Raw genomic sequence first — 23,477 nt, 5'->3', positions numbered from 1 at the left:
GCCGCGGCGCGCCCCTTTTTTGCCGATACAAGGATTTAAGCGATGTCGTTACACCCTGATCTGGAAGCCTTCCTCGATCTGGCCCAAGACAGCCAGGACGCCGGCCTGCCGGCCATGCACCAAATGACCCCGAACGAAGCCCGCGCGACTTTCGAACAGACCACTGCGCAACTGCGCTGGCCGGCGCCTGAAGACCTGTTGGTCAGCGCAATCGACACGTCGGCACGTGATGGTGCGCCGTTGGCATTGCGTCTGTATCGCCCCAATGCTGCGGTCTCGCCGATGCCGCTGCTGGTGTATTTCCATGGTGGTGGTTTTGTTGTCGGCAGCCTCGACTCTCACGACGGTGTGTGCCGCGAGTTTTGTCAGCGCACGCCGTGTGCGGTGTTGTCGGTGGGCTATCGACTGGCCCCGGAGCATCGTTTTCCAACGGCATTGGAGGATGGCGAAGACGCTTTGTCGTGGTTAGCGGAAAACGCCGTAAGTCTTGGGCTTGATACCTCGCGCGTGGCGTTTGGTGGCGATAGTGCCGGCGCGACGTTGGCTACGGTGCTGGCGATTCAGGCCGTGGTGCAACCGCATACTGTGGCCATCGCACCCAAGGCGCAGTTGTTGTGCTATCCGGTGACCGATGCTTCGCGTGTGCACGATTCGCGGTTGTTGTTTAGCGAGGGGTATTTGTTGGAGAGCGATACGCTTGACTGGTTTTATCAGCATTACGCCCGCAGTCCGCAAGATTATCTGGACTGGCGTTTTTCGCCGTTGTTGGCGGAGGATCTGCAGGGGGTGGCGCCGGCGATTGTGTTGTTGGCGGGTTTTGATCCGTTGTTTGATGAGGGGCAGGCTTACGCTGATAAGTTGCGGGGGCAGGGGGTGAGTGTTGAGGTTGAGCATTGTCCTGGGCTGACGCATGATTTGCTGCGGATGGCTTCGGTGATGCCTGATGTTTTGCGGGTGCATGAACGCCTGAGCCGGGCGTTGGCGGGGGTGTTGGTTTGATTTTTGGGGGGGGTGGTTTTTGGGTGAATATCCGTTGCTGCGGTAATGGCGGCTTAGGGTTCCGCCCTTACGGCGGGTCACTTTTTACAAACGCCTAAAAAGTAACCAAAAACGCTTGCTCCTACGTGCGGCCCGCTCGCTGGGGCTCGGGGTTCCTTCGCTGCGGGATCGATCCGGGCGCAGCGTCTCCGGTTTGCTTCGCTGCACCTCCTCTCGCTGTGTTTGGCTGCGCCAAACGGTCGCTGCGCTCCCACGCCCGGATCAATCCCTCCACTCAGCCTTCCGACGTCGCCTTACAGATCAAGAGCGGCAGCCGAGCTAACGCTCATCCTGTTGAGTGGTGAGGAGCAACAGCGTGCTCGGCTTTGGATTGGTGTTGGAGCTGCCCCTCACCCCAGCCCTCTCCCGGAGGGAGAGGGGGCCGATTTTTGGGCTTTTCAAAATCTGAGTTCAACGCGTCATCGCACCTCGGCGTAGCTCGCTCAATCATCTCGATCAGTCCTCTCTCCTTCAGGGATAGGGGGCTGATTTGTGAGCCTTTCAGAATCTGAGTTCAACGCGGTATCGCAAGTCGGCGTAGCTCGCCCAAACACCTCGATCGGCCCACTCTTTTTCTTGGAGGGTGAGGGGGCTGATTTGTTTGCTTTTTAGAGCCTGAGTTCAGCGCGGTATCGCATGTCGGCGTAGCTCGCCCAAACACCTCGATCGGCCCACTCTTTTTCTTGGAGGGTGAGGGGGCTGATTTGTTTGCTTTTTGGAGCCTGAGTTCAGCGCGGTATTGCATGTCGGCGTAGCTCGCCCAAACACCTCAATCAGTCCTCTCTTTTTCTTGGAGGGCGAGGGGCTGATTTGTTTGCTTTTCAGAGCCTGAGCTCAGCGCGGTATCGCACGTCGGCGTAGCTCTCCCAAACACCTCAATCAGTCCCCTCTCCCTCCGGGAGGGCTAGGGTGAGGGGCTTTTGATCTGGCTTTTGATCTGGCTTCGGCTTTTGATCTTTTGCCCCATCGGCAGGCCGAGCGGAGGTGTTCATCCGGGGGTTAGGCGCGCAGCGCCGTGCGGCGTAGCCGCATACATCGATAGGAGGTGCAGCGCAGCAAACCGTAGGCGATGCCCCCGGATGGACACCGTAGCGAGGGAACACTGAGCCTCAGCGAAGTGCCGTACGCCGGGGCAAAGCCTTTTGGGTTACCTTTTCGGCGTTTGGAAAAGGTAACTCGCTGTAAGAGCGAAACCGCCAGCGGCAACACCCGCAGCAACGGATATGCCCCCAAAACCCAAAGAGCATGGTCGGCCCGAAGGCCGCCAAGACCAACAGGCGAAAAAAAGCCCCGCCAAAGCGGGGCTCTCTCACATCACACCCAATCAGAAATCAGCCTTGACCGACATCACGAAGTTACGCGGATCACCATAGAAGTTACCGAACCCTTCGGTACCAATGGTCGAGTAGTAACGCTTGTCAAACAGGTTGTTCCCGTTAAGCGCCACCGACCAGGTGTCATCGATACGGTAGCCAATGCGACCGTTCCAGACCGCATAACCGGCGCCATCAATGTTGTCACCGCCCAAAGGCGAAGTCCGGTAGTTGCCCGTCTGCGCGTTGACACCCGCACCGATCGTCACGCGATCCAGCGGCCCGCTCAGGCTGTAGTCACCCCAGACACGCAGCAAATGGCGCGGCACGTAGGAGTTGTAGACCACGCCATCCTGCGTGGCGTCGGCATCTTCCAGCACTTTGGTCTGGGTGTAGGTGTAACCGGCGAGCAATTGCAGGCGATCAATCACCTCACCGCTGACTTCCGCTTCGAAGCCCTGCGCGCGAACCTTGCCGGAGTTGATCGAGCAAGAACTGTCTTCGCAACGCGGGTCATCCTGGGCGGCATCTTTCTGAATGGTGCGGAACAGGTTGAAGGAGCTGTTCAGACGACCGTCGAACCACTCACCCTTGATCCCCAGCTCGTAGCTCTGGCCAACCAATGGCTTGAGGGTGCTGCCATCGATGGTCTTGTAAGCGCCTTGCGGGGTGAAGATGTCGGTGTAGCTGGCGTAGGCGGTCAGGTTGTCGTTGAGGTCGAACAGCACACCGGCGAACGGCGTGACCTGGCCGGTTTCCGTGGACTTGGTGTCGACCTGGGTGCCTTCGCCACGGAAGTACTGCACCGAATCGGTGTCGGACTTGTACCAGCTGACACGGCTGCCCAGTACCAGGGTCAGCGGATCAGCCAGTTTCAGGCGGGCGATCGAGTAGGCGCCGTATTGCTTGATGTGCATGTCCACCGGGCCGCCACGGGAAGCGTTGGCCAGGTAGTAGCTTTCGTCCGGTTGCGGGATGTGGTGGTTCGGGTCGAGCACGTTCTGCCGTTGTGGCAGCGCGGCGACGGCGTAGAAGTCATCCTTGTGCGAACGGCTGGCGTTGGCGCCGATGGTCAGTTCATGTTGCTGGCCGAAGGCGTCGAATTTGCCGTCGACATAGGCATCGAAGCCGTAGTCGCGCTGGTCGTAGTCGTAAATGCTACCCAGCATCAGCGTATTCGAAGCCGTGGCACCGACCGGCACTGCACCGCTCGGGAAGGCGTATTCCATGTCCTGGGTGTTGCGCGAATACACCCCGGCGACTTTCAGCGACCAGTCGTCGTTGAACTGGTGTTTCAGGTCGGCGAAGTAGGTGGCGCGTTTGCTGCGCTGGTTGTTCCACGCGGTGTTCAGGCAGGTGGAGCGCTTGAGGTGCAGGTCGGATCCGTCGGCGTAACGCGGCAGGCCGCCCCAGCATGGCGTAGCGTCGACGTCTTCCCAGGCGAAACCCAGACCCAGGGTGGTGTCGGGGCTGAGGTCGAAGTCCAGGGCGCCGTAGTAGATCTGGTCTTTGCGGCTGGCCACGTCATAGAAATATTGACGGGTCTGTTCGGTGACCACGGCGCGACCACGGATGGTGCCGGAATCGTTCAGCGGGCCGCCGGTATCGACCTGGCCACGATAGTTGTCCCAGGTGCCTGCCGACAGCGAGAGCTGCGTGTGCGCAGTGTCCTGGCCGCGTTTGCGTACGAAGTTGACGCCACCGGCGGTGCCGCCTGCGCCTTTCATCATGCCGGCTGCGCCACGCAGAACTTCCACGCGGTCATAAATGGCCATGTCGCTGTTGAAGCTGTCGGCCTGCACGTAGCTGCTGCCGATATCCAGCGGCACGCCGTCGTACTGGTACTGGCCAGTCATACGGAAGCCGCGGGAGTAGAAATACTTGCCGCCCATGGGCGAGTCATACACGGTAATGCCCGGGGTCTTCTCCATCACCTGTTCGATGGTGTTGAGGTTCTGGTCATCGAGCATCTTGCGGGTCATCACCGTGACCGACTGCGGGGTTTCCTTCAGCGAGTGCACGCCCTTGCCAATGGTCACGCCGCCGGTGGTGTAGGAGTTGCTGCCCTCGGTGGTGGCACCGAGGCGGCTGGCGTTGACGTTGGTCGGGGCCAGTTCCATCGCGCTGCCGGTGGCCGGGCCGAGCACGGTCACGGTGTTGCCGTCACGCTGGTAGCGGATGCCGGTGCCGTTAAGCATCGCCTTGAGTGACTCGTCGTCCTGGTAGCGGCCGTTGAGCGCGGTCGAACGCAAACCTTGCAGGCTTTCCGGACTGTAGATGATTTGCAGGCTGGTCTGCTGGCCAAGGGTTTGCAGTGCCTGGGCCAGTGGCTGCGACGGGATGTTCAGGGTCCATTCCTGGGCCTGAACATACGGCGCTGCCGTGAATGTCAGTGCCAGACCAAGGCCGGTGCCGGCCAGTCGAGTGCGTGTCGCGCCGTGCATCAGCAGGGCTCGAGTCAGAGGGCGAAGCATGAAACGGGATGCGGACATGAGGTTAAGACCTTGGCAGGTATAGTTGTTAATGGTTCTTATTCATCTCATTAAGACGAGGAAGCCGCGGCAAACCGGAAAATTATTTTTCCGGCCCGGCCGCGGCCTCGTCGATCAAGCGGTTTGCAGTTCGCTCTTGACCTTGCCGGCCTCCATGCGCACCAGTTGATCGGCGACGTCGAAGTAACGGTCATCGTGGGAAATGACGATGATGGTCTTGCCCAGACGTTTGAGGTCAGGCAGCAACTCGGTGTAGAAAATTCGCCGGAAGGTCGGGTCCTGATCGGCCGCCCATTCATCGAACACCAGCACCGGCCGCTCTTCGAGCCAGGCATTGACCAGGGCCAGGCGCTTGCGCTGGCCGGTGGACAAATCGGTGGTGCTGAACGCGCCGTCGCGCACGCTGACCTTGTGCGCGATCTCCAGACGTTCGAGGTAGCGGGTCGCGTCCTGCGGGACTTCGCGGTCGCCCTGAATCAGATCGTCGAACAGGTAGTAGTCGGCAAAAATCGTCGTGAAATTCTGCCGGTAGTCATCGCGATTAAGCGCGGTGATCGGCTGATCGTTGACGCGGATTTCGCCTTCGGTTGGCGCGTACAAGCCCAGCAGCAGTTTGATCAGCGTGGTTTTGCCGCAGCCGTTTTCACCGACGATAAACACGATGTCGCCCTGTTCGATGCGCAGGTTGACCGGCCCCAGACGGAACGGTTCGCTGCCTTCCACGGGTGGGAAGGCGTAACGCACGTTGTGCAGTTCCAGGCTGTTGACCGCACCGGGTTTCTTGCCCTGATCCTCCAGCAGCAGATGCGGTTCGGGCGAGGAGAATTGCTCGCTCAGTTCGGCGATGCGGCGGAAGGCAATCTGCGCACGGCTGATGATCGGCAAGGTGCTGACCAGGTGCTCCAGCGGCCCCTTCATGTACAGCAGCACCAGGACGAAGCCGCTCATCACTGCTTTGTCGCCGCTGGGCCAGAAGGATTGCAGGGCCAGGGCCATGCCGATGACCACGAAGAACAGCATCGAACCGAAGGACTTGGCGATGACGAAGGTGTTGATGGATTTGATCTGGGTGTCGCAGATCTTCTCGGCGGTTTTTTGAATCCCGGCGACAAACATGCGCTGGCGACGCGGGCGATGAATGCGCAGTTCCTTAGCACCCTCGGCAATCGCGTTGTAATGCTTTTGCAGTTCATCTTCGGAATCGCGTGCAGCGTAGAAACCGCGCATGCCCTTGGCCCGGGCAATCGCCTGAATGGTCGTACCGATCGCAATCGCCACCAACATCATCAGGAACATCGGCCAGGACAGCAGCGCCAGATAGCCGAGGCAGCCGAGGGTAACGGTCATGGAAATCGCCAGCGGGGCGAAGGCGAAGGCGAAGTCGCTGATGGTGTCGACGTCGTGGGTCAGCACCGGGATCAAGCGATGGCTGCGGTAACGTTCGATCTGGTCGATCGGCGCCGACAGGACTTTCTCCCCCAGCTCTTTGCGCAATTTGGCGATGATGTGCTGGCCGACGTAGTTGGTGCCGATGTCGGACAAAATCGTCGTCAATAAGGCCAACGCACAGAGGCCAGCGAAGATCATTACCACGGTGCGGGTCAGGCCGTCGTCGGAGTGCAGGGCATTGTTGATGGTCGCCAGCAGCACGGTGACGCTCAGGCCGCCGATCATGCCGAGCACGATGGACACAGAGACGATCAGGCGGAAGGGCTTGAGCAAGGCGAACAATTCGTTGATCGCCCCACGCGTAGGCTTGGTCATGGAGGATTCCTGCTTCGGTGCGGAGGGAGTGCCGGTACTTAAGGAAAACGAATGGTCACGGACTTTCTTTAAACGACCGCAGGCGGGGCTGCGGTCGGGATGGGCAGGATCAGAGGTCGCGCACTACGCGAAACCCGAGCCAGTCGCCTTTGCTGGTCGGCCAGCTGCTGTTGCGGTTGCCGGAGCGCGAGAACACCGGCGCCTCGCCCCAATCGTTGCCGCGCATGACCTGACGCTCGCAGTTTTCCTGGGTCCATGGGCGACCGTCGTTGGGTACGCCGGAGTAATCCTTGTGATAGCAGTCGGCGGTCCATTCGTAGACGTTGCCGTGAGCGTCGTAAACGCCGAAGGCATTGGCCGGGAACGTCCCGGCAGGGGAGGTGAAGTTGTAACCGTCGGCGGCGCCATAGGTGTTGGCGTGTTTGGAGATCTGGTAGTTGTTGCCTTCATCGAACGGGAAAGGGAAGGGCCCGGTGCTGCCGCCGCGTGCGGCGTACTCGCGGATCGATTCGCTTTGCAAGCGATAGGCATGACCGGTTTTTTTCGACAACCAATCGATGTAGCCCTGGGCTTCGGCGACGTTCATGCACACGGCCGGGTCGCGGGCGGTCTGTTTGAATTCCGGTTTGCCGGCGGTGCAGCGGCGGCCCGGGCGATCATCGAAGTCGTAAGGCTTGTTGCCGGTTTCGCGCACGTACGCGTCCCACTCGCCGACCAGCACCTGGAAGCGGCTGATGGCGAAGGGTTTGCTGAAGGTCACTGCGTGGCGCGGGCCTTCGTCCGGTTCGCGGCCGACTTCGTCGTCCGGGGTGCCCATGGTGAAGGTGCCGGTTGGCAGCACGACCATTTCCGGGCAGTCCTTGCAGTCCTTGAACACTTTGCCTGGCGCCGGCACTGTCGCCGCTTGAGCTGCGCCGGGCAACAGGCCGGCGCACAGCGCGGTCAGGGCCAGCGCGGGCAAGGCCTTGAAGGTGAAACAGGCATGGGGCTTTTTCATGAGTCGTCTCTGTGAAAAGGAAACTGGAGTCGAGGGATCAGGCGCGGCGTTTTTTACCGAGCAGGGCCATGAAGCGGTCCACTTCGGCTTCGTTGTTGAGCAGGCCCGGCGCGGTGCGAATCACCGGGCCGACATCGCGGCTGACCGCATCGCAGATCACCCGGTTTTGCATCAGGTAGGCGGCTACTTCATCGCTGTCCTGACCCTTGGCCCGGAAGAAAGTGAAACCGGCAGAAAACTGCGGATCGAGCGGAGTCACCAGCTCGATGTTCGACTGTTCTTGCAGACGCTGCTTCAGGTAGCTGTTGAGCTGATGAATGCGCGCCTGAACGTCAGCCTTGCCCAGTTGCAGGTGCAACTTGAACGCTTCGTCCACCGCCCAGCGATGCTCGAAAGCGTGGTAACCGCCCGGGGTCATGATCGTGGCGAAAGAAGTGGCTTCGGAGAATGTCGGCACACTCGGGCTGACGTATTTCAGCTCTTCGCTGCGGCTGCACACGATGCCGGTGCCGCGCGGACCGAACATCCACTTGTGGGTGCCGGCGATAAAGAAGTCGCAGTTCATCTGCGGGAAACTCAGGTCGTCGACACCGAAACCGTGCACGCCGTCGACCACGTAAATCAGCCGATCCTTGTCGTCGCGTTGACGGTTGTGTTCATCGACCAGCCGCGAGATAGCGCTGATCGGCAATTTCACACCGCTGCCCGAATGCACCCAGGTCATGCCGAGTACGCGGGTCTCAGGGCGAATGTTGCGGTTGATCGTGTCGAGCACCTGATCCAGGGAAATGCTTTGCGGGTTGTCGAACAGCCTGAGTTTGCGCACCCGGGTGCCATCGCGGCGGCTGCGGAAATCGAGAATGTTGCGGGTGGAATAGTGCTCGTGCTCGGTGGTGAGGATTTCCTGATCCGCGCGCACTTGCACGCTGCCATAAATCATCGCCAGACCTTCGGTGGTGCTACCGGTGAGGGCGATCTGGCCGGGCTTGGCTTGCAGGTATTGGCCGGCCCAGACCCGCACGTTGTGCTGCAATTGTTCGTTGCTGCCCTGATCCCAATCCATCGCCAGTCCCGGATTGCGGTCGAGCGTGGCGCGATGGCGTTCGATGGCTTCGCGCACGGGTTTGGGGTGCGAGGTGATCAGGAAGTTAGCGAAGTGAATCGCCTGCGGGTCCTGATCGAACAGCTGGCGCAATTGCGTCCATTTGTTCACGGAGGCCACGGGCGCGGTCGCGGCCATTGCCGGCGCTGTGAGGCTGGCGCCGAACGGCAGAGTGGCCGCCATCATACCGACCTGTTTCAGAAAGGTCCGGCGGTCAGTCATGGCTTGGCAGTGTCCTGACGGGAAATCAGTGCCGGTTTCGCGGATTTCTGTACCTGATCCCAGACGCGCATAAAGTTGCCGCCCCACAGCTTGGCGATGTCCGCTTCGGAGTAGCCGCGCTGTATCAATTCGGCGGTGACGTTGCGGATTTCGCCAACGTTTTCCCAACCCTTGATGCCGCCGCCGTCGTTGAAGTCGGACGAGATGCCGACATGGTCGATACCGATTTTGCGCACGGTGTAATCGATGGCGTCACCGAGATCCTTGAGGGTGGCTTTCGGCTCTTCTTCAAGGATGCCGTAGAGGCCGCTGGCGTACTGGCCGAGTTTCTGTTCCGACCAGGCCGTGATGATCGGGTCGCCCGGCATCAGCGCCATGGCCAGGTTTGGCAGTGGCGGCAGATCGAAGCGTGCGCGCAGGGCATTGAGTTTGTCCTGCGTGCCCTGAGTCAGCGGTTTGAGGTACTGCGAGAAGCCGACCACCTGAACCACGCCGCCGCTGTTCTTGATCAGCTGCAATTCCTTGTCGCTGAGGTTGCGCGGAATATCCACCGCCGCACGCGGCGCCGAGTGTGAGGCCACCAACGGTGTGCGGCTCAGCTGTGCAACCTGTTCCAGGCCTTTGGTCGACATCTGCGAAACGTCGATGATCACGCCCAGATCGTTCAAACGCTGCACTGCTTGCTTGCCGATATCGGAGAGACCGTCGAGGGCGTCCGGCGAGTCATTGAAGAACGGCAGCGGCCGCGAGGAGTCCGCCCAGCTGTTGTTGCCGATGTAGCTGAAGCCGAACATGCGCATGCCGCGTCCGGCCCACAGGTCCAGTTTGCTCAGGTCGTTGCCCAGCGGGTAGGCGTTGAGCATGCTGATGAAAATCGCAAACTTGCCTTCGCCATGCAGGCGGCGGAAATCATCCGGGGTGTAGGCGATGCCGACCTGATTGGGGAAGTCGCGGACCATGCCGGTGATGATCTTGTAACGGACTTCCTGTTGGTTGCGGGCCTCTTCGACAAAACCTTCGGTGGGGCGATGCGGGGCGTTAGGGCCGTTCCACATTTCCGGCCAGCCGAACACCGTCAGCGCAGCGCCCGACAAGCGCCCGCGGTTGGCCTTGATCAGGTCGAACTGGCCGGAGCCGTCCTTGTCGGCTTCGTTGCCGTGGGCGCCGAAACTCAGCGGTACGGTGATGTGGCTGTCGAAGGAGAGAATGCGATCCTGCAACTCGGTCGCCTGTTTCATCACCTTTACCGGGTAGCCAGGGTTGTCCCGAAACCAGTAATCCCAGGCCAGAAACCCTGCGCCGGCGCTGATCGCCAAGGCCAGCGGCAGGCCGATAAATAGAGCCTTTTTCGAACGCGGTTTTGTCATTGCCATCTCATTCAGGTTCGCCGTCGAGGTGCAGGCGCAGGGGCCTTTGCTATCTGGGAGGAACGAGTGGCCGGGCGGGTAATTTAGTCGCGCGCAGGAAAAGCGCTGACGGCGCGTAGCGATCTTTTGCCGGGGCCGTAAATTTCCCCGGCGAGCAAACGTTCTAGCTTGGATAAAGCCTGCTTCATGGCTGACACAGGTAGGGCAATGACGATCTCTCGACGCTGGTTCATGGCGGGCATGGCACTCACGGGCGCCGCGCTGCCTGCCGCTTTTTATGCACATCGTGAGCTGACCCGCGAGGAGTTTCCGATCACCCCGGGCGAGGCTACGGTCGATCTGGCCGATACCGCCGGACAGCAGTTGGCGGACAACCTGCGCGGCGTCTGGGATATCCGTTTCAGCGGATCTGCGGCCGGGCTTGATGGCTTGCCACGCGACGGCCTCGAGTTGTTTCTCGACATTGCCCACCGGGGGCGCGGTTTGCGCGGGTTTCTCGATACCGGTGCCAACCTGCGCTCAGAAGCGCCTGCGCGTTACCAAGTGATCGGCGATCTGGCGCCGGGCAACGGCGCCGAAATGTACTGGCGGCTGATGCGCACCGATGCGTCGCAAGCGCCGCCGGTCTACGAATTCAAAGTCAAACTCGACGAAGTCTGGGCGGCGTTCGGTAATGCCGGCAGCGGCACGTTCACCGGGCAAGTGTTGCGCCTCGATCGGCCGTTGGCGCTGCCTGAACTGGACAATCATTTCATCGCCATCAAGCGACGTTTTCCCGAGGCCCGCGAACGCACCGGTTTGAACCCGACGCTGTTGGCGTGGCTGGTGGCGCCGGAACATCGCCTGTTCCACCAGCTCTGGCACGCCAGCCGCGACAAGTGGCACAAGCTCTCGGAGAAAAAACGCGACGCCCTGCGCGGTATTGGCTGGCAACCCGGCCCCCGTGACAAGGAGCGCGATGCCCGTGGGCCCAGCAAGGATCGTAACGGCTCTGGTATCGATTTTTTCTTCATGCACCGACACATGCTCGGCAAGGCCCGTTCGATGCAGGATTTGCCGTCATGGCAGGCCTTCCCGATGCCGCAGCCGGAACTGGAGCGTGACCGCCAGGGCTTCGCCCGTTACTTCGACAATCACGACGGCGATGCACTACCACCGACGTGGCTGACTGAAGGTGACGACGAGTACACCAAGTGGGTCAGCGATATCAAAGCGGCCGAGACCTATCACAGTAATTTCCAGGTGTGGGAATCGCAGTACCGCGACCCGCGCTACCTGGCGAAACTCAGCCTCGGCCAGTTCGGTTCGGAAGTCGAATTGGGTCTGCACGACTGGCTGCACATGCGCTGGGCGTCGGTGGCGCGGGATCCGTCCAACGACATTCCGGTGCCGATGGCGCGCGATCAGGCAGATTTTGCCGCGCGCTGGTATGCGCCGGAAAACGACTTTCTCGGCGACCCGTTTTCCTCGCACGTGAACCCGGTGTTCTGGCGTTTCCACGGCTGGATCGATGATCGCATCGAGGACTGGTTCCGCGCCCACGAGCGTTTTCATCCGGGCGAAGTCAGCCGGCTGGAAGTCAACGGTGTGCCGTGGTTTGCGCCGGGTCGCTGGGTTGAGGTCGATGACCCGTGGCTGGGGCCGGACACCCATGGCTGCAGCACCGTGCCGGGGTTGCAGATCGGGCGCTCGGTGGAGATGGATCCTGAGACGATGAAGCTGGCGTTGCGCATCACCTTTGGCGATGAAGACAACATGGCCGACCTGTTCCGCAAAGTGCCGCAGCGACCGTGGTACGCGCGGCATCTGAAAGTGAAAGGGCGGCAACTCTGAGCGCAAAAAAATCGCAGCCCGGTGCTGCGATTTTTTTTGCCTAGGGATCTTGGTTGCCTGACCTAGCGCCTTCGCGAGCAGGGGGGCTTTGTAAACGACGCAGATCCAATGTGGGAGCGAGCCTGCTCGCGAAGGCGTCAGTCCAGTCGATAATTTTCGCTCAGATAACCTGCCAGCCCCCGCCCAGCGCCTTGTACAGGGCAATGCTCGCCTGCAGTCGCGACAAGCGCAATTGCACATTCATATCCTGCGCCGCATACAAGGTGCGCTGGGTTTGCAGCACCGTCAGCAAGTCTTCGGCACCGGCCTGGTAGCGGCTCTGGGCAATGTCGAACGCGGTCTGCGCCTGGCTCAGTTCTTCGCTTTGCCACTGGCGCTGTTCGTCGAGGCCGCGAATGCTGCTCAGGGCTTTTTCCACGTCAGCGAAGCCATTGATGATCGCCCCTCGATAGGTTTCCAGCAGTTCGTCCTGACGCGCGTTGGCCTTGTCGCGCTCGGCGCTCAGGCGGCCGTTGTTGAAGATCGGCGCGGTCAATCCGGAAGACAGGTTGTAGAACGTGGTGCGCAGCAGATCCGCCGCCAAATCGGCGCCAGTGCCGAGGCTGGCGGTCAGGGTGATTTTCGGCAGCATGGCGGCGCGGGCCACGCTGACGTCAGCCTGGGCCGCCGCCAGTTTGGCTTCGGCGCTGGCGATGTCCGGACGCCGGCTCAGCAGATCGCTGGGCACACCACTGGCGATGTTCGGCCATTGCAACTGTTCGAATGACTGTTGCGGTGCCGACAATGCCTGCACCGGTTGGCCGAGCAGGGCGGCGAGGGTGATCAAGGCTTCGCGGGCCTGTTGCTGCACCAGTGGCAATTTGCGCTGCTGTTCCGCTACCAGGCTTTTTTGCTGGGCCAGTTCCAGTGCGGTGGCGCTGCCGGCGTCGAAGCGGGTTTGCACCAAGTGCAGGACGTTCTGCGCGTTGGCCAGATTGAGCTCGGCAATGCGTGCCTGTTCGCGCAATGCCAAGGCCTGCGTGTAACTGTTGGCGACGCCGCTTTGCAGGGTCAGTTCGACGGTGGCACGGTCGAATTCGCTGGCCTGTACACCGAACACGGCGCTGTCGCGCACCGCGCGTTTACCGCCCCAGAAGTCTATTTCGTAACTGGCGCTCAGCTCGGCGTCGTAGTAATCCAGCGAGCGATTATCCGGGCTGACGTCGAGTTGGCTGTAGCCTTTGCCGTGCAACAGTTTCTGCCGGTTGGCATTGAGACCGGCCTTGATTTCCGGGAGCAGCGGGGCGCCGGCAATCGTCGCGCTGGCCTGGGCTTGCCTGACCCGCGCAACAGCGGCGCCGAGGTCATGGCTGCCCAGTCGCGCCTGTTCGACCAGTCGATCCAGCTCGGGGCTGCCGAACTGGGTCCACCATTGGCGGTTGCTCTGCACGGCACCAGGCTGCTCAGGTGATTGCCACGCGGCCGGTGGCAGCACGCCGCTGTCGGGGCGTGGCGCAGGGCTGTTGCAGGCCGCCAGCAACAGGCTGGCGGCAAGAATTGTCAGTGGCGCTTTCATAGGTCGATCATTCACTGGTAAGGGCCGTGACCGGGTCGAGCCGGGCAGCCTTGCGGGCAGGCATGAAGCCGAAGAGGACGCCGGTGGCCAGCGCGCAGGCGAACGCACCGATGACGGCCAGCCATTGAAACGCGATCGCCACGCCGCTGAACAACAGCACGCCGCCGACCAGCATCGCCAGGCTGATACCGGCCAGGCCGCCAACCACCGAAAGCATCACCGCTTCGGTGAGAAACTGGCGCAGGATGTCGCGCTGACGCGCGCCCGTGGCCATGCGGATACCGATTTCCCGGGTGCGTTCGCGCACGGTCATGAGCATGATGTTCATCACCCCGATACCGCCGACCAGCAACGAGATCGCGGCGATGGCGCCGAGCATCAGCGACAGCGTGCCCTGCGTGCGTGCTTCGGCTTGAATCATTGCGGCGTTGTTGGTCAGTTCGAAATCCTTCTTGCCATTGTGTCGCCGCAGCATCGCCTGTTCGATCGCCTGCTCGGCGTCTTTGACTTTGCGTGCGTCCTTGGCGGCGATCACCACGTATTCCGGATTACGGCTGCCGAACAGGCGCGTGCTGGCCGCCGAGTAGGGCACGGCGATGCGGTTGTCGCTGTCGGAATCGCCGGAGCTCGAGCCCTTTTCCGCCAGAACACCGAGCACCTGAAACGGCACGTTTTCGATCAGGATGTATTGGCCGATCGGATCGGCGACATCCTTGAGCAGCTTGTCGCGCACCTTGGTGCCGATCACCGCCACGGCGGCGGCGCTGTCTTCATCGGCCTGGCTGAAGTAACTGCCCTGAACCACCGGCCAGTTGAAGATGCTCGGGAAATTGGTGTCGTTGCCACCGACGTAACTGCTGTGGTCGGCATTGCCGAAACGCACGCCAGCGGTCGAGCCGTTGACCGGCATGATCCGCTCGACCTGGGGCAGGGCAGCCAGCTCGGCGACGTCGTCGAGGGTGATGATGCCCGGTGGTGTGCGCGGATTGGGTGCGGCGCCGCTGAGGTAGATGATGTTGGAGCCGAAGGCGCCCATTTGCGCCATCACCTGGCGTTTGCTGCCTTCGCCCACCGCGAGCATCACCACCACCGATGCCACGCCGATGACGATCCCGAGCAGGGTCAGCGCGGTGCGAAAACGATTGATCCACATGACCCGCCACGCCGCTTGCACGGCGTCGACCAGTTCAGCTTTCCAGGCGCCGGTCTGGGTGCTGCCGCTGCTCAGGCGCTGGCGCAGATCCACCGCTTGCAGGGCGCCGGGGTTGGCGCTGCGCGGTGGGGCTGACGGGTGTTCGGCGGTGTCGCTGATGATCAGCCCGTCACGAATTTCAATGATGCGCTTGGCTCGTTGTGCGACTTCGCGGTCGTGGGTGATGAGAATCACCACATGGCCCTGACTGGCGAGCTCATCGAGCAGGGTCATGACCTCGGCGCCGCTGTGGCTGTCGAGGGCGCCGGTGGGTTCGTCGGCGAGGATAATGTGGCCGCCGTTCATCAACGCCCGGGCAATCGACACCCGCTGTTGCTGACCGCCGGAAAGCTGATGCGGACGGTTGCCGGTGCGGCTGCCCAGGCCGAGCCGCTCCAGCAAGGCGCTGGCGCGCGCGTGGCGTTCGGCGGCCGGGGTGCCAGCGTAGATGGCCGGCATCTCGACGTTTTCCTGGGCAGAACCGGACGGAATCAGGTGATAACCCTGGAATACAAAACCAAACGCTTCGCGGCGCAGCCAGGCCAGTTCGTCAGTGTCGAGTCGGGCGACGTCTTCCCCGGCGAAGCGATATTCGCCGCTGGTAGGGCGGTCGAGGCAGCCGAGGATATTCATTAATGTCGACTTGCCGGAGCCGGACGCCCCGACGATGGCGACGAACTCACCGGCATGAATCGACAGATCAATGCCGCGTAATACTTCCACCAGCGGGCTGTCATTGCCGCCATAGGATTTGCGGATCTGCCGCAGGTCAATCAGTGGCGTTTGCATTCAGCCTCCGCTGCCGGTGGCCGGCGCGCTGAGAATGTGATCGCCTTCGGCCAGGCCTTCAAGCACTTGGGTGCGCAAGCGGTCGCTGATGCCGGTGCGCACTTCGCGGGGCTGGATTTCGCCATTGGCGGCGACGATCTGCGCCCGTTGCCATTGTGGGCGTGAGCCGGGTTGCAGGGCGGCGCTGGGCACGGTGAGGGTGTCTTGCGCCTGTTGCGCCACAAAGAACACCTGCGCAGTCATGTCGGTCATCAGGCTGTTGTCGGCGTTGTCGACGTCGAGCAATACGGTGTAGAGCACCACGCGTTCGCTGCCGCTGCGCCCGCTGGTGGGGCTGCCACCCTGATTCTGTTCGAGCGGGCGCGGCGGCACCGGCAGAATTTGCCGGACGGTGCTGCTCCAGCGCCTACTGCCGCCGCTGAGCGTGGTGAAGTAGGCGGTCATGCCGGGTTTGACGTGGCCGATGTCCGCTTCGGAAACCTCGGCCCACACGGTCATCGGCGAAAGCCGGGCGATGCGCAGAATCAGCGGGGTTTGCTGCTGCGCGTTGAGCGTCTGGCCTTCGCGGGCGCCGACGGCGACGACGGTGCCGCTCATCGGCGCATAAATACGCGTGTAGCCGAGCTCCGCTTCATCACTGCGCAGGCTGGCTTGAGCCTGGCGGATCTGCGCCTGGAACATGTCGATGCGTGCCTGCGTGGCGCGGACTTCGGCGCGGGCGGTCTGCACGTCTTCCTCACGGGTGGCGCCACCGGCGGCGAGTTTCTGCTGGCGCTGGTATTTCTGTTGCGCGAGGTCGTGCTGGGCGCGTTGCTCCTGCAACTGTGCCTTGAGGTTTTCGATGGAAAACCGCCCGGCATCCAGTTTGGCCTTTTGCGTGGAGGGGTCGATCTCTACCAGTAACTGGCCTTCCTTGACCGTGTCGCCAGCCTCGACATGAATCTTCTGGATCTGCCCGGATGCCTGCGCACCGACGTCCACATAACGACGTGGCTGCAACGTACCCAGTGCGGTCACGCTGTTTTCGATACTGCTACGCGTCACCTGCACCGTGGCGAGGGCGTCGCGCCCGGGCGGCAGGACTTGCCACGCGGCAACGGCGATCACGGGAATCAGGCAAAGGGCGGCGAACAGGGCGCGTCGGGCGGGGCGGGGACGTTTCATGCAGGGTTCCGGCCAGTGGAATCGGCCCGTCATTCGGCCAGTACACAGGCGTGCAGGGGCGCTGAACGCTGTCGCATGGCACGACAGATACGGGGAGCTGTCCTGTAAACGATGAATGCACAAGGGAATTTAAGCGCCGTACACATCAAGTAACAGGTAGCCAGACGCGACTATTTGGGGCGGATGTGGAAACAACTCTTTAAATCTATATGAGAATTACTATAAATTACGCACCTCACGTTGCCACTATCTTGCTACTGCGTTTGCGGCGGCTGGATCAGTGTGCTCAAGGACAGGAACTGCATCGATGCGGTCGGGAGTCATGTTGGAAAACTACTATCGCGAGCTGGTGTGTTTCCTTAACGCCAAGCTGGGCAACCGTCAGGTGGCCGAAGATGTGGTGCATGACGCTTATGTACGGGTACTGGAGCGTTCCAGCGACACACCGATCGAACAACCGCGGGCCTTCCTTTATCGCACGGCATTGAACCTGGTTATCGATGATCATCGGCGCAACGCCTTGCGCCAGGTCGAATCGCTCGATGTACTGGACAGCGAAGAGCGCTATTTCACCCCGTCGCCCCACGGCACCCTCGACCACGGTCAACGTCTGGAGATGCTCCAGCGCGCGTTGGCCGAGTTGCCGCCGCGCTGCCGGGAAAGTTTTCTGCTGCGCAAGATCGAAGGTCTGTCCCATCCGGAAATTGCCGAGCATCTAGGGATTTCCAAGGCGTTGGTGGAAAAGCACATCGTCAACGCCATGAAACATTGCCGCTTGCGCATCAAACAATGGGACGCCCATTGATCCTTGCTGGTTAAATTTCCGTTCATCGTCCTCGTTCCTACTCAACAGACGACCTGCTGACCTGATTCAGGCCGGTCAGGCCACCCAGGCTTTATCCCCGCGTTGAGGGGTTCATCCAGAGGACACTGGAAATGACACAGGCAATTGCATCGCCCATCGTTCACGACCTGATCGGCGTCGGTTTCGGCCCTTCGAACCTGGCACTGGCCATCGCTCTGCAAGAGCGCGGCCCGACCCAGGGCGAGCTGGATGTGCTGTTCCTCGACAAACAGGCCAACTACAGCTGGCACGGCAACACCTTGTCGACGCAGAGCGAGTTGCAGATTTCCTTCCTCAAGGATCTGGTGACCCTGCGCAATCCGACCAGCCCGTACTCGTTCGTCAATTACCTCAAGTATCACGGTCGTCTGGTCGACTTTATCAACCTCGGCACCTTCTATCCGTGCCGCATGGAGTACAACGACTACCTGCGCTGGGTCGCCGGGCAGTTCACCGAGCAGAGCCGTTACGGCGAAGAAGTGCTGACCATCGAGCCAGTGCTGCACAACCACCAGGTTGAAGCGCTGCGGGTAATTTCCCGCGATAGCCAGGGCCTGCAACATGTACGCACCACCCGTTCGGTGGTGGTCAGCGCCGGTGGCACACCGCGTATTCCGGAGGCGTTCAAAGCGCTGAAGGGCGATAGCCGCGTGTTCCACCACTCGCAATACCTCTCGCAAATGGCCAGGCAGCCGTGCGTGAACAATCAGCCAATGAGCATCGCGATCATCGGCGGCGGGCAGAGCGCGGCGGAGGCCTTTATCGATCTGAACGATTCGTTCCCGTCGGTGCAGGTCGACATGATCCTGCGCGGCTCAGCCTTGAAGCCTGCTGACGACAGCCCGTTCGTCAACGAAGTGTTCTCGCCGGAGTTCACTGATCTGGTGTTCCAGCAGAACAGCGTCGAGCGTGAGCGTCTGGTCAACGAGTACCACAACACCAACTATTCGGTGGTCGACATCGACCTGATCGAGCGCATCTACGGCATCTTCTATCGGCAGAAAGTCTCGGGTGTTGCCCGCCACGCGTTCCGTACCCTGACCACCGTCGAGAAAGCCAGCGCCACCGAAAACGGTATCGAACTGGCCGTGCGCAACAACGCCACCGGCGAAGTCACTGTACGCAATTACGACGCGGTGGTCCTGGCCACCGGTTACGAGCGGCAGATGCACCGCAAACTGCTGGCGCCGCTGGAAGAATACCTGGGCGATTTCGAGGTCGATCGCAATTACAAACTGATCACCGACGAACGCTGCCAGGCCGGCATCTACATGCAGGGCTTCTGCCAGGCCAGCCATGGTCTGAGCGACACGTTGCTGTCGGTGCTGCCGATTCGTGCGGACGAGATTGCAGGTTCGTTGTATGAACACGGCAAGAACCGTGGGCATCGGTCGATGGCGGATTTGTTGTTGGCAACTGCCAGCTAACGCCGATTTCCAGGCCAGATCATTCCCACGCTCTGCGTGGGAATGCCTCAACGGACGCTCCGCGTTCGGCCTTCGATAGGGACGCGGAGCGTCCCGGGCTGCATTCCCACGCAGAGCGTGGGAACGATCATCCTGAACCCTTCCTGAACATCCCCCACATTCCCCGACACACTGCCTTTTGCGGGTTTACTCTCCAGACATCGGGGCGTAAGCTTCGCGCGTTTTCATCAATAGCGGAGACCCACAGTGGGTACTTGTTCGAGTGACAGTTGTCGGCCGGTCTCGGTAACCGGCAGATTCTCGGCAAGATAACGCGCAGCCTTTCTCTGCCGTTGTCTCGCCGTAACAGCGAGCAGCGGCATCCCGTGCATGACCCGTCCTGGGCCATGTCTGGACGTTCCTTCTCATCGACGCTGAACAGAGCGTGATTTCGACTACACAGTCGTGATCGCAGCCCTATCGACACGCCTGTCGTTTCTGACCGGCGCGCCAGGCCTTGCCGTGCCGGTTTTTCCGGTGGACGAGGCGCGGCCGTACCTGCTTGACGGTTTCCCGGCTGACCATAGGGGCAACAGCCATGAAACTTACGCTCAAGGAATTCTTCGCAGGTTTTCTGCGGACCCGCCACATCGCCCGGCACTTCCGTCGTCTGGCGCTGCTGGAATCGATCAACGACACCACGGTCAGCCGTGAAGTCCCGCCGACTTTGGCCAACACCCTGGTCGATGCCGCGCATTGCGACAGCGGTGTGTTGCTCTCGTCATTGGGCACGCACTCCGATGGCCTCACCGATTTCGAAGTCGATGCGCTGCGTGCGCAATACGGTCTCAACGAAGTCGAACACGAACAACCGCTGCCATGGTGGATTCACCTGTGGCACTGCTACAAAAACCCGTTCAACTTGCTGCTGACGTTGTTGGCGGTGATCTCGTGGCTGACCGAAGACCTCAAGGCCGCCGTGGTGATTTTCTCCATGGTGGTGCTGTCGACGTTGCTGCGCTTCTGGCAGGAAAGCAAATCCAACCAGGCTGCCGACGCGCTGAAAGCCATGGTCAGCAACACCGCCACGGTGATGCGCCGTGACGCCCCACGCAGCGAATTGCCGATCAAGCAATTGGTGCCGGGCGATCTGATCGTCCTCTCGGCCGGTGACATGATTCCTGCCGATTGCCGCGTGCTTAGCGCCAAGGATCTGTTCGTCAGCCAAGCGGCGATGACCGGCGAATCGATGCCGGTGGAGAAGTTTCCGCGTCAGGCTGATCGCGACACGCGCAATCCTCTGGAGCTGGACAACATCCTGTTCATGGGCACCAACGTTGTCTCCGGCACGGCGGTGGCGGTGATTCTCACCACGGGCAACAGCACCTATTTCGGTGCGCTGGCCCAGCGTGTCGGCGCAACCGATCGCGCGGTGACTTCGTTCCAGCAAGGCGTGAATAAAGTCAGCTGGCTGTTGATCCGTTTCATGTTCGTGATGGCGCCGCTGGTGCTGTTCATCAACGGTTTCACCAAGGGTGACTGGACCGAAGCATTGCTGTTCGCGCTGTCGATTGCCGTCGGCCTGACCCCGGAAATGCTGCCGATGATCGTCACCTCGACGCTGGCCAAAGGCGCGGTGTTCCTGTCGCGTAAAAAAGTCATCGTCAAACGTCTCGATGCGATCCAGAACTTCGGCGCCATGGACGTGCTGTGCACCGACAAGACCGGCACGCTGACCCAGGACAAGATCTTCCTCGCGCGCAATGTCGATGTCTGGGGCGAAGACTCCGATGACGTGCTGGAAATGGCTTACCTGAACAGCTACTACCAGACCGGCCTGAAAAACCTGCTCGATGTCGCGGTGCTGGAACACGTGGAAATCCACCGTGAACTGAAAGTCGGCACGGCGTTTCGCAAGGTCGACGAGATCCCGTTCGACTTCAATCGTCGGCGTATGTCGGTGGTGGTCGAAGGACGTGGCCAGCCACATCAGTTGATTTGCAAAGGTGCCGTGGAAGAAGTCTTGGCGGTGTGCAGCCGCGTGCGTCACGGTGAGGTCGATGAAGCCTTGAGCGATGAATTGCTGACCCGGATTCGTCAGGTCACCGCAGCATTCAACGCTGAAGGCTTGCGCGTGGTGGCGGTGGCCGCCCGCTCGATGCCTGAAGGTCGCGAGATTTATAGCCTGGCCGATGAACAGGAACTGACGCTGATCGGCTATGTGGCGTTCCTCGATCCCCCGAAGGAAAGCACCGCGCCGGCGCTCAAGGCCTTGGCCGAACATGGCGTGGCGGTAAAAGTGCTGACCGGCGACAACGAACTGGTGACCGCGAAAATCTGCCGCGAAGTCGGTCTGGCTCAGCAGGGTTTGCTACTGGGTAACGACGTTGAACGCATGAGCGATGCCGAACTGGCGGTTGCCGTAGAGACCACCAACGTCTTCGCCAAACTGACGCCGTCGCACAAGGAGCGCATCGTGCGCATCCTCAAAGGCAACGGCCATGTGGTCGGCTTCATGGGTGACGGCATCAACGACGCTCCAGCCCTGCGCACCGCCGACATCGGTATATCCGTGGACAGTGCGGTGGACATCGCCAAGGAAGCCGCCGACATCATCCTCCTGGAAAAGAGCCTGATGGTGCTGGAGGAGGGCGTACTCGAAGGGCGGCGCACCTTCGCCAACATGCTCAAGTACATCAAGATGACCGCCAGCTCCAACTTCGGCAATGTGTTCTCGGTGCTGGTCGCCAGTGCGTTCATTCCGTTCCTGCCGATGCTGCCGATGCATCTGCTGGTGCAGAACCTGCTCTACGACATTTCGCAGATCGCCATTCCATTCGATAACGTCGATGAGGACATGCTGAAAAAACCACAACGCTGGCAGCCGGGTGACGTCGGGCGCTTCATGCTGTTCTTCGGCCCGATCAGTTCGATCTTTGACATCACCACGTTCGCCTTGATGTGGTACGTATTCGATGCCAACACCCCGGATCACCAGACCCTGTTTCAGTCCGGCTGGTTCGTGGTCGGGTTGCTGACCCAGACGCTGATCGTGCACATGATCCGCACGCCGAAGATTCCGTTCCTGCAAAGCCGCGCGGCCATGCCGCTGCTGGTCATGACCGGGATCATCATGGCGGTCGGCATCTTCCTGCCGATGGGGCCGCTGGCGCATTACTTCAAACTGCAGGCGTTGCCATCGCTGTACTTCGTGTTCCTGCCGGTGATTCTGCTGGCGTACATGGCGCTGACCCAGGCAGTGAAAGGGTTCTACATCCGCCGGTTCGGCTGGCAGTAATGCTGCCCCCTGTAGGAGTGAGCCTGCTCGCGATAGCAATCGGTCAGTCAACATTGCAATGACTGACACACCGCTATCGCGAGCAGGCTCACTCCTACAAAGGTTATGTGTTTCAAGGACAAGACTATGCAAGCCATCAACAACCTCAACCTCGATTCGCTGCTCGACACCCTCGTCAGCCTCAGTGCCGCCTTCATCCTCGGTGGCCTGATCGGTTTCGAACGTCAGTACCGGCAACGCACCGCCGGCCTGCGCACCAACGTGCTGGTCGCCGTCGGCGCAGCGATTTTCGTCGACATGGCCAACCGTCTCGCTGGCGCCGAAGGTGCGGTGCGCGTGGTTGCTTACGTGGTCTCCGGCATCGGCTTTCTCGGCGCCGGGGTGATCATGCGCGAAGAGGGCAACGTGCGCGGTCTCAATACCGCCGCGACCCTGTGGACCTCCGCGGCGGTCGGTGCCTGTGCCGGGGCCGATCTGCTCGCCGAAGCCGTACTCGGCACGCTATTCATTCTGGCCGCCAACACCTTGCTGCGGCCGATCGTCAACAACATCAACCGCCAGCCACTGGACGTGGTCTCGGCGGAAGTCACCAACATCGTCTACGTCATCGCCCGACGCTCCCAGCAAACCGCCGTGTTCGCCTTGCTTGAGGCCGAGCTTGAACGCAGCAACTACCCGGCCAGCGATGTTGATGTGCATGCCTTCGGCGCCGATGAAATCGAAATCGAAGCGACGCTGGCGACAACGTCGGTCGATGGCGATGAACTGGATGCGCTGGTGGCGCGGATTTCCACATCGGCGCTGGTGGTGCAGGCGTTCTGGAGTCCGAGTACCACGGAATGATCGTTTTCGGTTGCTGAGAATTGTCCTACAAGGCGGCAAGAAAGAACCTACATTTTCACCCTTGGGTCTCGATCACTATTTGTTCCGGAGCAGAGATGCCCGGCGTCCTGATGACTCGATGCGTTATTACGGAAGTGCAATGAATACCTGGAAAGTTCGGCAGGGAATGGCCGGAAAGAGGGGGGAACCATTCGTTGCAGATTCCGTGATGAAGGTTGTTCGCTACAGCGAGCAAGCCTGTTGTCGCTGATGAGTAAT

General features: G+C 61.0%; 14 protein-coding genes. 6 read left to right on the top strand and 8 right to left on the bottom strand.

Annotated features, from left to right (window positions below; genetic code table 11):
• The first annotated feature begins 42 nt into the window (after positions 1 to 42).
• A complete protein-coding gene (locus CKW14_RS04910; RefSeq protein ID WP_095124850.1) occupies positions 43 to 999 on the top strand; it encodes an alpha/beta hydrolase in 957 nt (318 codons plus the stop codon).
• A gap of 1,363 nt (positions 1,000 to 2,362) precedes the next feature.
• Here the strand turns inward: CKW14_RS04910 and CKW14_RS04905 are convergent.
• The 5 genes from CKW14_RS04905 to pvdM all read right to left on the bottom strand — a co-directional run bounded on the left by CKW14_RS04905 (position 2,363) and on the right by pvdM (position 10,295).
• A complete protein-coding gene (locus CKW14_RS04905) occupies positions 2,363 to 4,843 on the bottom strand; it encodes a TonB-dependent receptor (RefSeq protein WP_176471252.1) in 2,481 nt (826 codons plus the stop codon).
• 114 nt (positions 4,844 to 4,957) lie between these two features.
• Complete coding sequence (locus tag CKW14_RS04900; protein ID WP_095047693.1) at positions 4,958 to 6,607, bottom strand: cyclic peptide export ABC transporter; 1,650 nt, start codon at positions 6,605 to 6,607, stop codon at positions 4,958 to 4,960.
• 109 nt (positions 6,608 to 6,716) lie between these two features.
• Positions 6,717 to 7,604 carry a formylglycine-generating enzyme family protein gene (locus tag CKW14_RS04895; RefSeq protein ID WP_095047692.1) on the bottom strand — a complete coding sequence of 296 codons (888 nt, stop codon included), beginning with the start codon at positions 7,602 to 7,604 and terminating at the stop codon, positions 6,717 to 6,719.
• Between the two features lie 37 nt (positions 7,605 to 7,641).
• The gene (locus CKW14_RS04890; protein WP_095124849.1) at positions 7,642 to 8,928 is read right to left on the bottom strand and encodes an aminotransferase class V-fold PLP-dependent enzyme; all 1,287 of its coding nucleotides are present in this window, start codon (positions 8,926 to 8,928) and stop codon (positions 7,642 to 7,644) included.
• Entirely contained in the window at positions 8,925 to 10,295 is a 1,371-nt protein-coding gene (pvdM, locus tag CKW14_RS04885) for a pyoverdine-tailoring dipeptidase-like protein PvdM (protein ID WP_093431958.1), read from the bottom strand. Before pvdM ends, CKW14_RS04890 begins: the two co-directional genes overlap by 4 nt.
• Positions 10,296 to 10,502: 207 nt before the next feature.
• On the opposite strand from pvdM, the gene CKW14_RS04880 reads away from it, so the two are divergent.
• Positions 10,503 to 12,128 (top strand): PvdJ/PvdD/PvdP-like protein, encoded by a 1,626-nt coding sequence (locus CKW14_RS04880; protein WP_095124847.1) that lies wholly within the window; start codon positions 10,503 to 10,505, stop codon positions 12,126 to 12,128.
• A 160-nt stretch (positions 12,129 to 12,288) separates the two neighbouring features.
• On the opposite strand, the gene CKW14_RS04875 is transcribed toward CKW14_RS04880, so the two are convergent.
• Genes CKW14_RS04875 through CKW14_RS04865 form a run of 3 tightly spaced genes read right to left on the bottom strand, consistent with a single transcriptional unit; the run spans position 12,289 to position 16,828 of the window.
• Positions 12,289 to 13,683: an efflux transporter outer membrane subunit gene (locus CKW14_RS04875; RefSeq protein ID WP_095124845.1), complete on the bottom strand. Its 1,395-nt coding sequence runs from the start codon at positions 13,681 to 13,683 to the stop codon at positions 12,289 to 12,291.
• Between the two features lie 7 nt (positions 13,684 to 13,690).
• A complete protein-coding gene (locus tag CKW14_RS04870) occupies positions 13,691 to 15,664 on the bottom strand; it encodes a MacB family efflux pump subunit (RefSeq protein WP_095124843.1) in 1,974 nt (657 codons plus the stop codon).
• Positions 15,665 to 16,828, bottom strand: coding sequence for an efflux RND transporter periplasmic adaptor subunit (locus CKW14_RS04865; RefSeq protein WP_095047687.1), 1,164 nt, complete (start codon positions 16,826 to 16,828; stop codon positions 15,665 to 15,667).
• Positions 16,829 to 17,150: 322 nt separating this feature from the next.
• Here CKW14_RS04865 and CKW14_RS04860 point away from each other — a divergent pair, with 322 nt between their 5' ends.
• The 4 genes from CKW14_RS04860 to CKW14_RS04845 all read left to right on the top strand — a co-directional run bounded on the left by CKW14_RS04860 (position 17,151) and on the right by CKW14_RS04845 (position 23,219).
• Positions 17,151 to 17,633 (top strand): sigma-70 family RNA polymerase sigma factor, encoded by a 483-nt coding sequence (locus CKW14_RS04860; RefSeq protein WP_042704912.1) that lies wholly within the window; start codon positions 17,151 to 17,153, stop codon positions 17,631 to 17,633.
• Between the two features lie 131 nt (positions 17,634 to 17,764).
• Positions 17,765 to 19,099 (top strand): lysine N(6)-hydroxylase/L-ornithine N(5)-oxygenase family protein, encoded by a 1,335-nt coding sequence (locus CKW14_RS04855; RefSeq protein WP_095124842.1) that lies wholly within the window; start codon positions 17,765 to 17,767, stop codon positions 19,097 to 19,099.
• Between the two features lie 577 nt (positions 19,100 to 19,676).
• Positions 19,677 to 22,376: a magnesium-translocating P-type ATPase gene (mgtA, locus tag CKW14_RS04850; protein WP_095047685.1), complete on the top strand. Its 2,700-nt coding sequence runs from the start codon at positions 19,677 to 19,679 to the stop codon at positions 22,374 to 22,376.
• A gap of 126 nt (positions 22,377 to 22,502) precedes the next feature.
• Positions 22,503 to 23,219 carry an MgtC/SapB family protein gene (locus tag CKW14_RS04845; RefSeq protein WP_007913384.1) on the top strand — a complete coding sequence of 239 codons (717 nt, stop codon included), beginning with the start codon at positions 22,503 to 22,505 and terminating at the stop codon, positions 23,217 to 23,219.
• Positions 23,220 to 23,477: the final 258 nt, after the last annotated feature.

It is taken from the genome of Pseudomonas sp. Irchel s3a12, from assembly GCF_900187485.1.
Taxonomy (GTDB): domain Bacteria; phylum Pseudomonadota; class Gammaproteobacteria; order Pseudomonadales; family Pseudomonadaceae; genus Aquipseudomonas; species Aquipseudomonas neuropathica.
The sequence above is the reverse complement of the archived record's forward strand: the minus strand, read 5'-3'. Positions and strand labels throughout refer to the sequence as shown.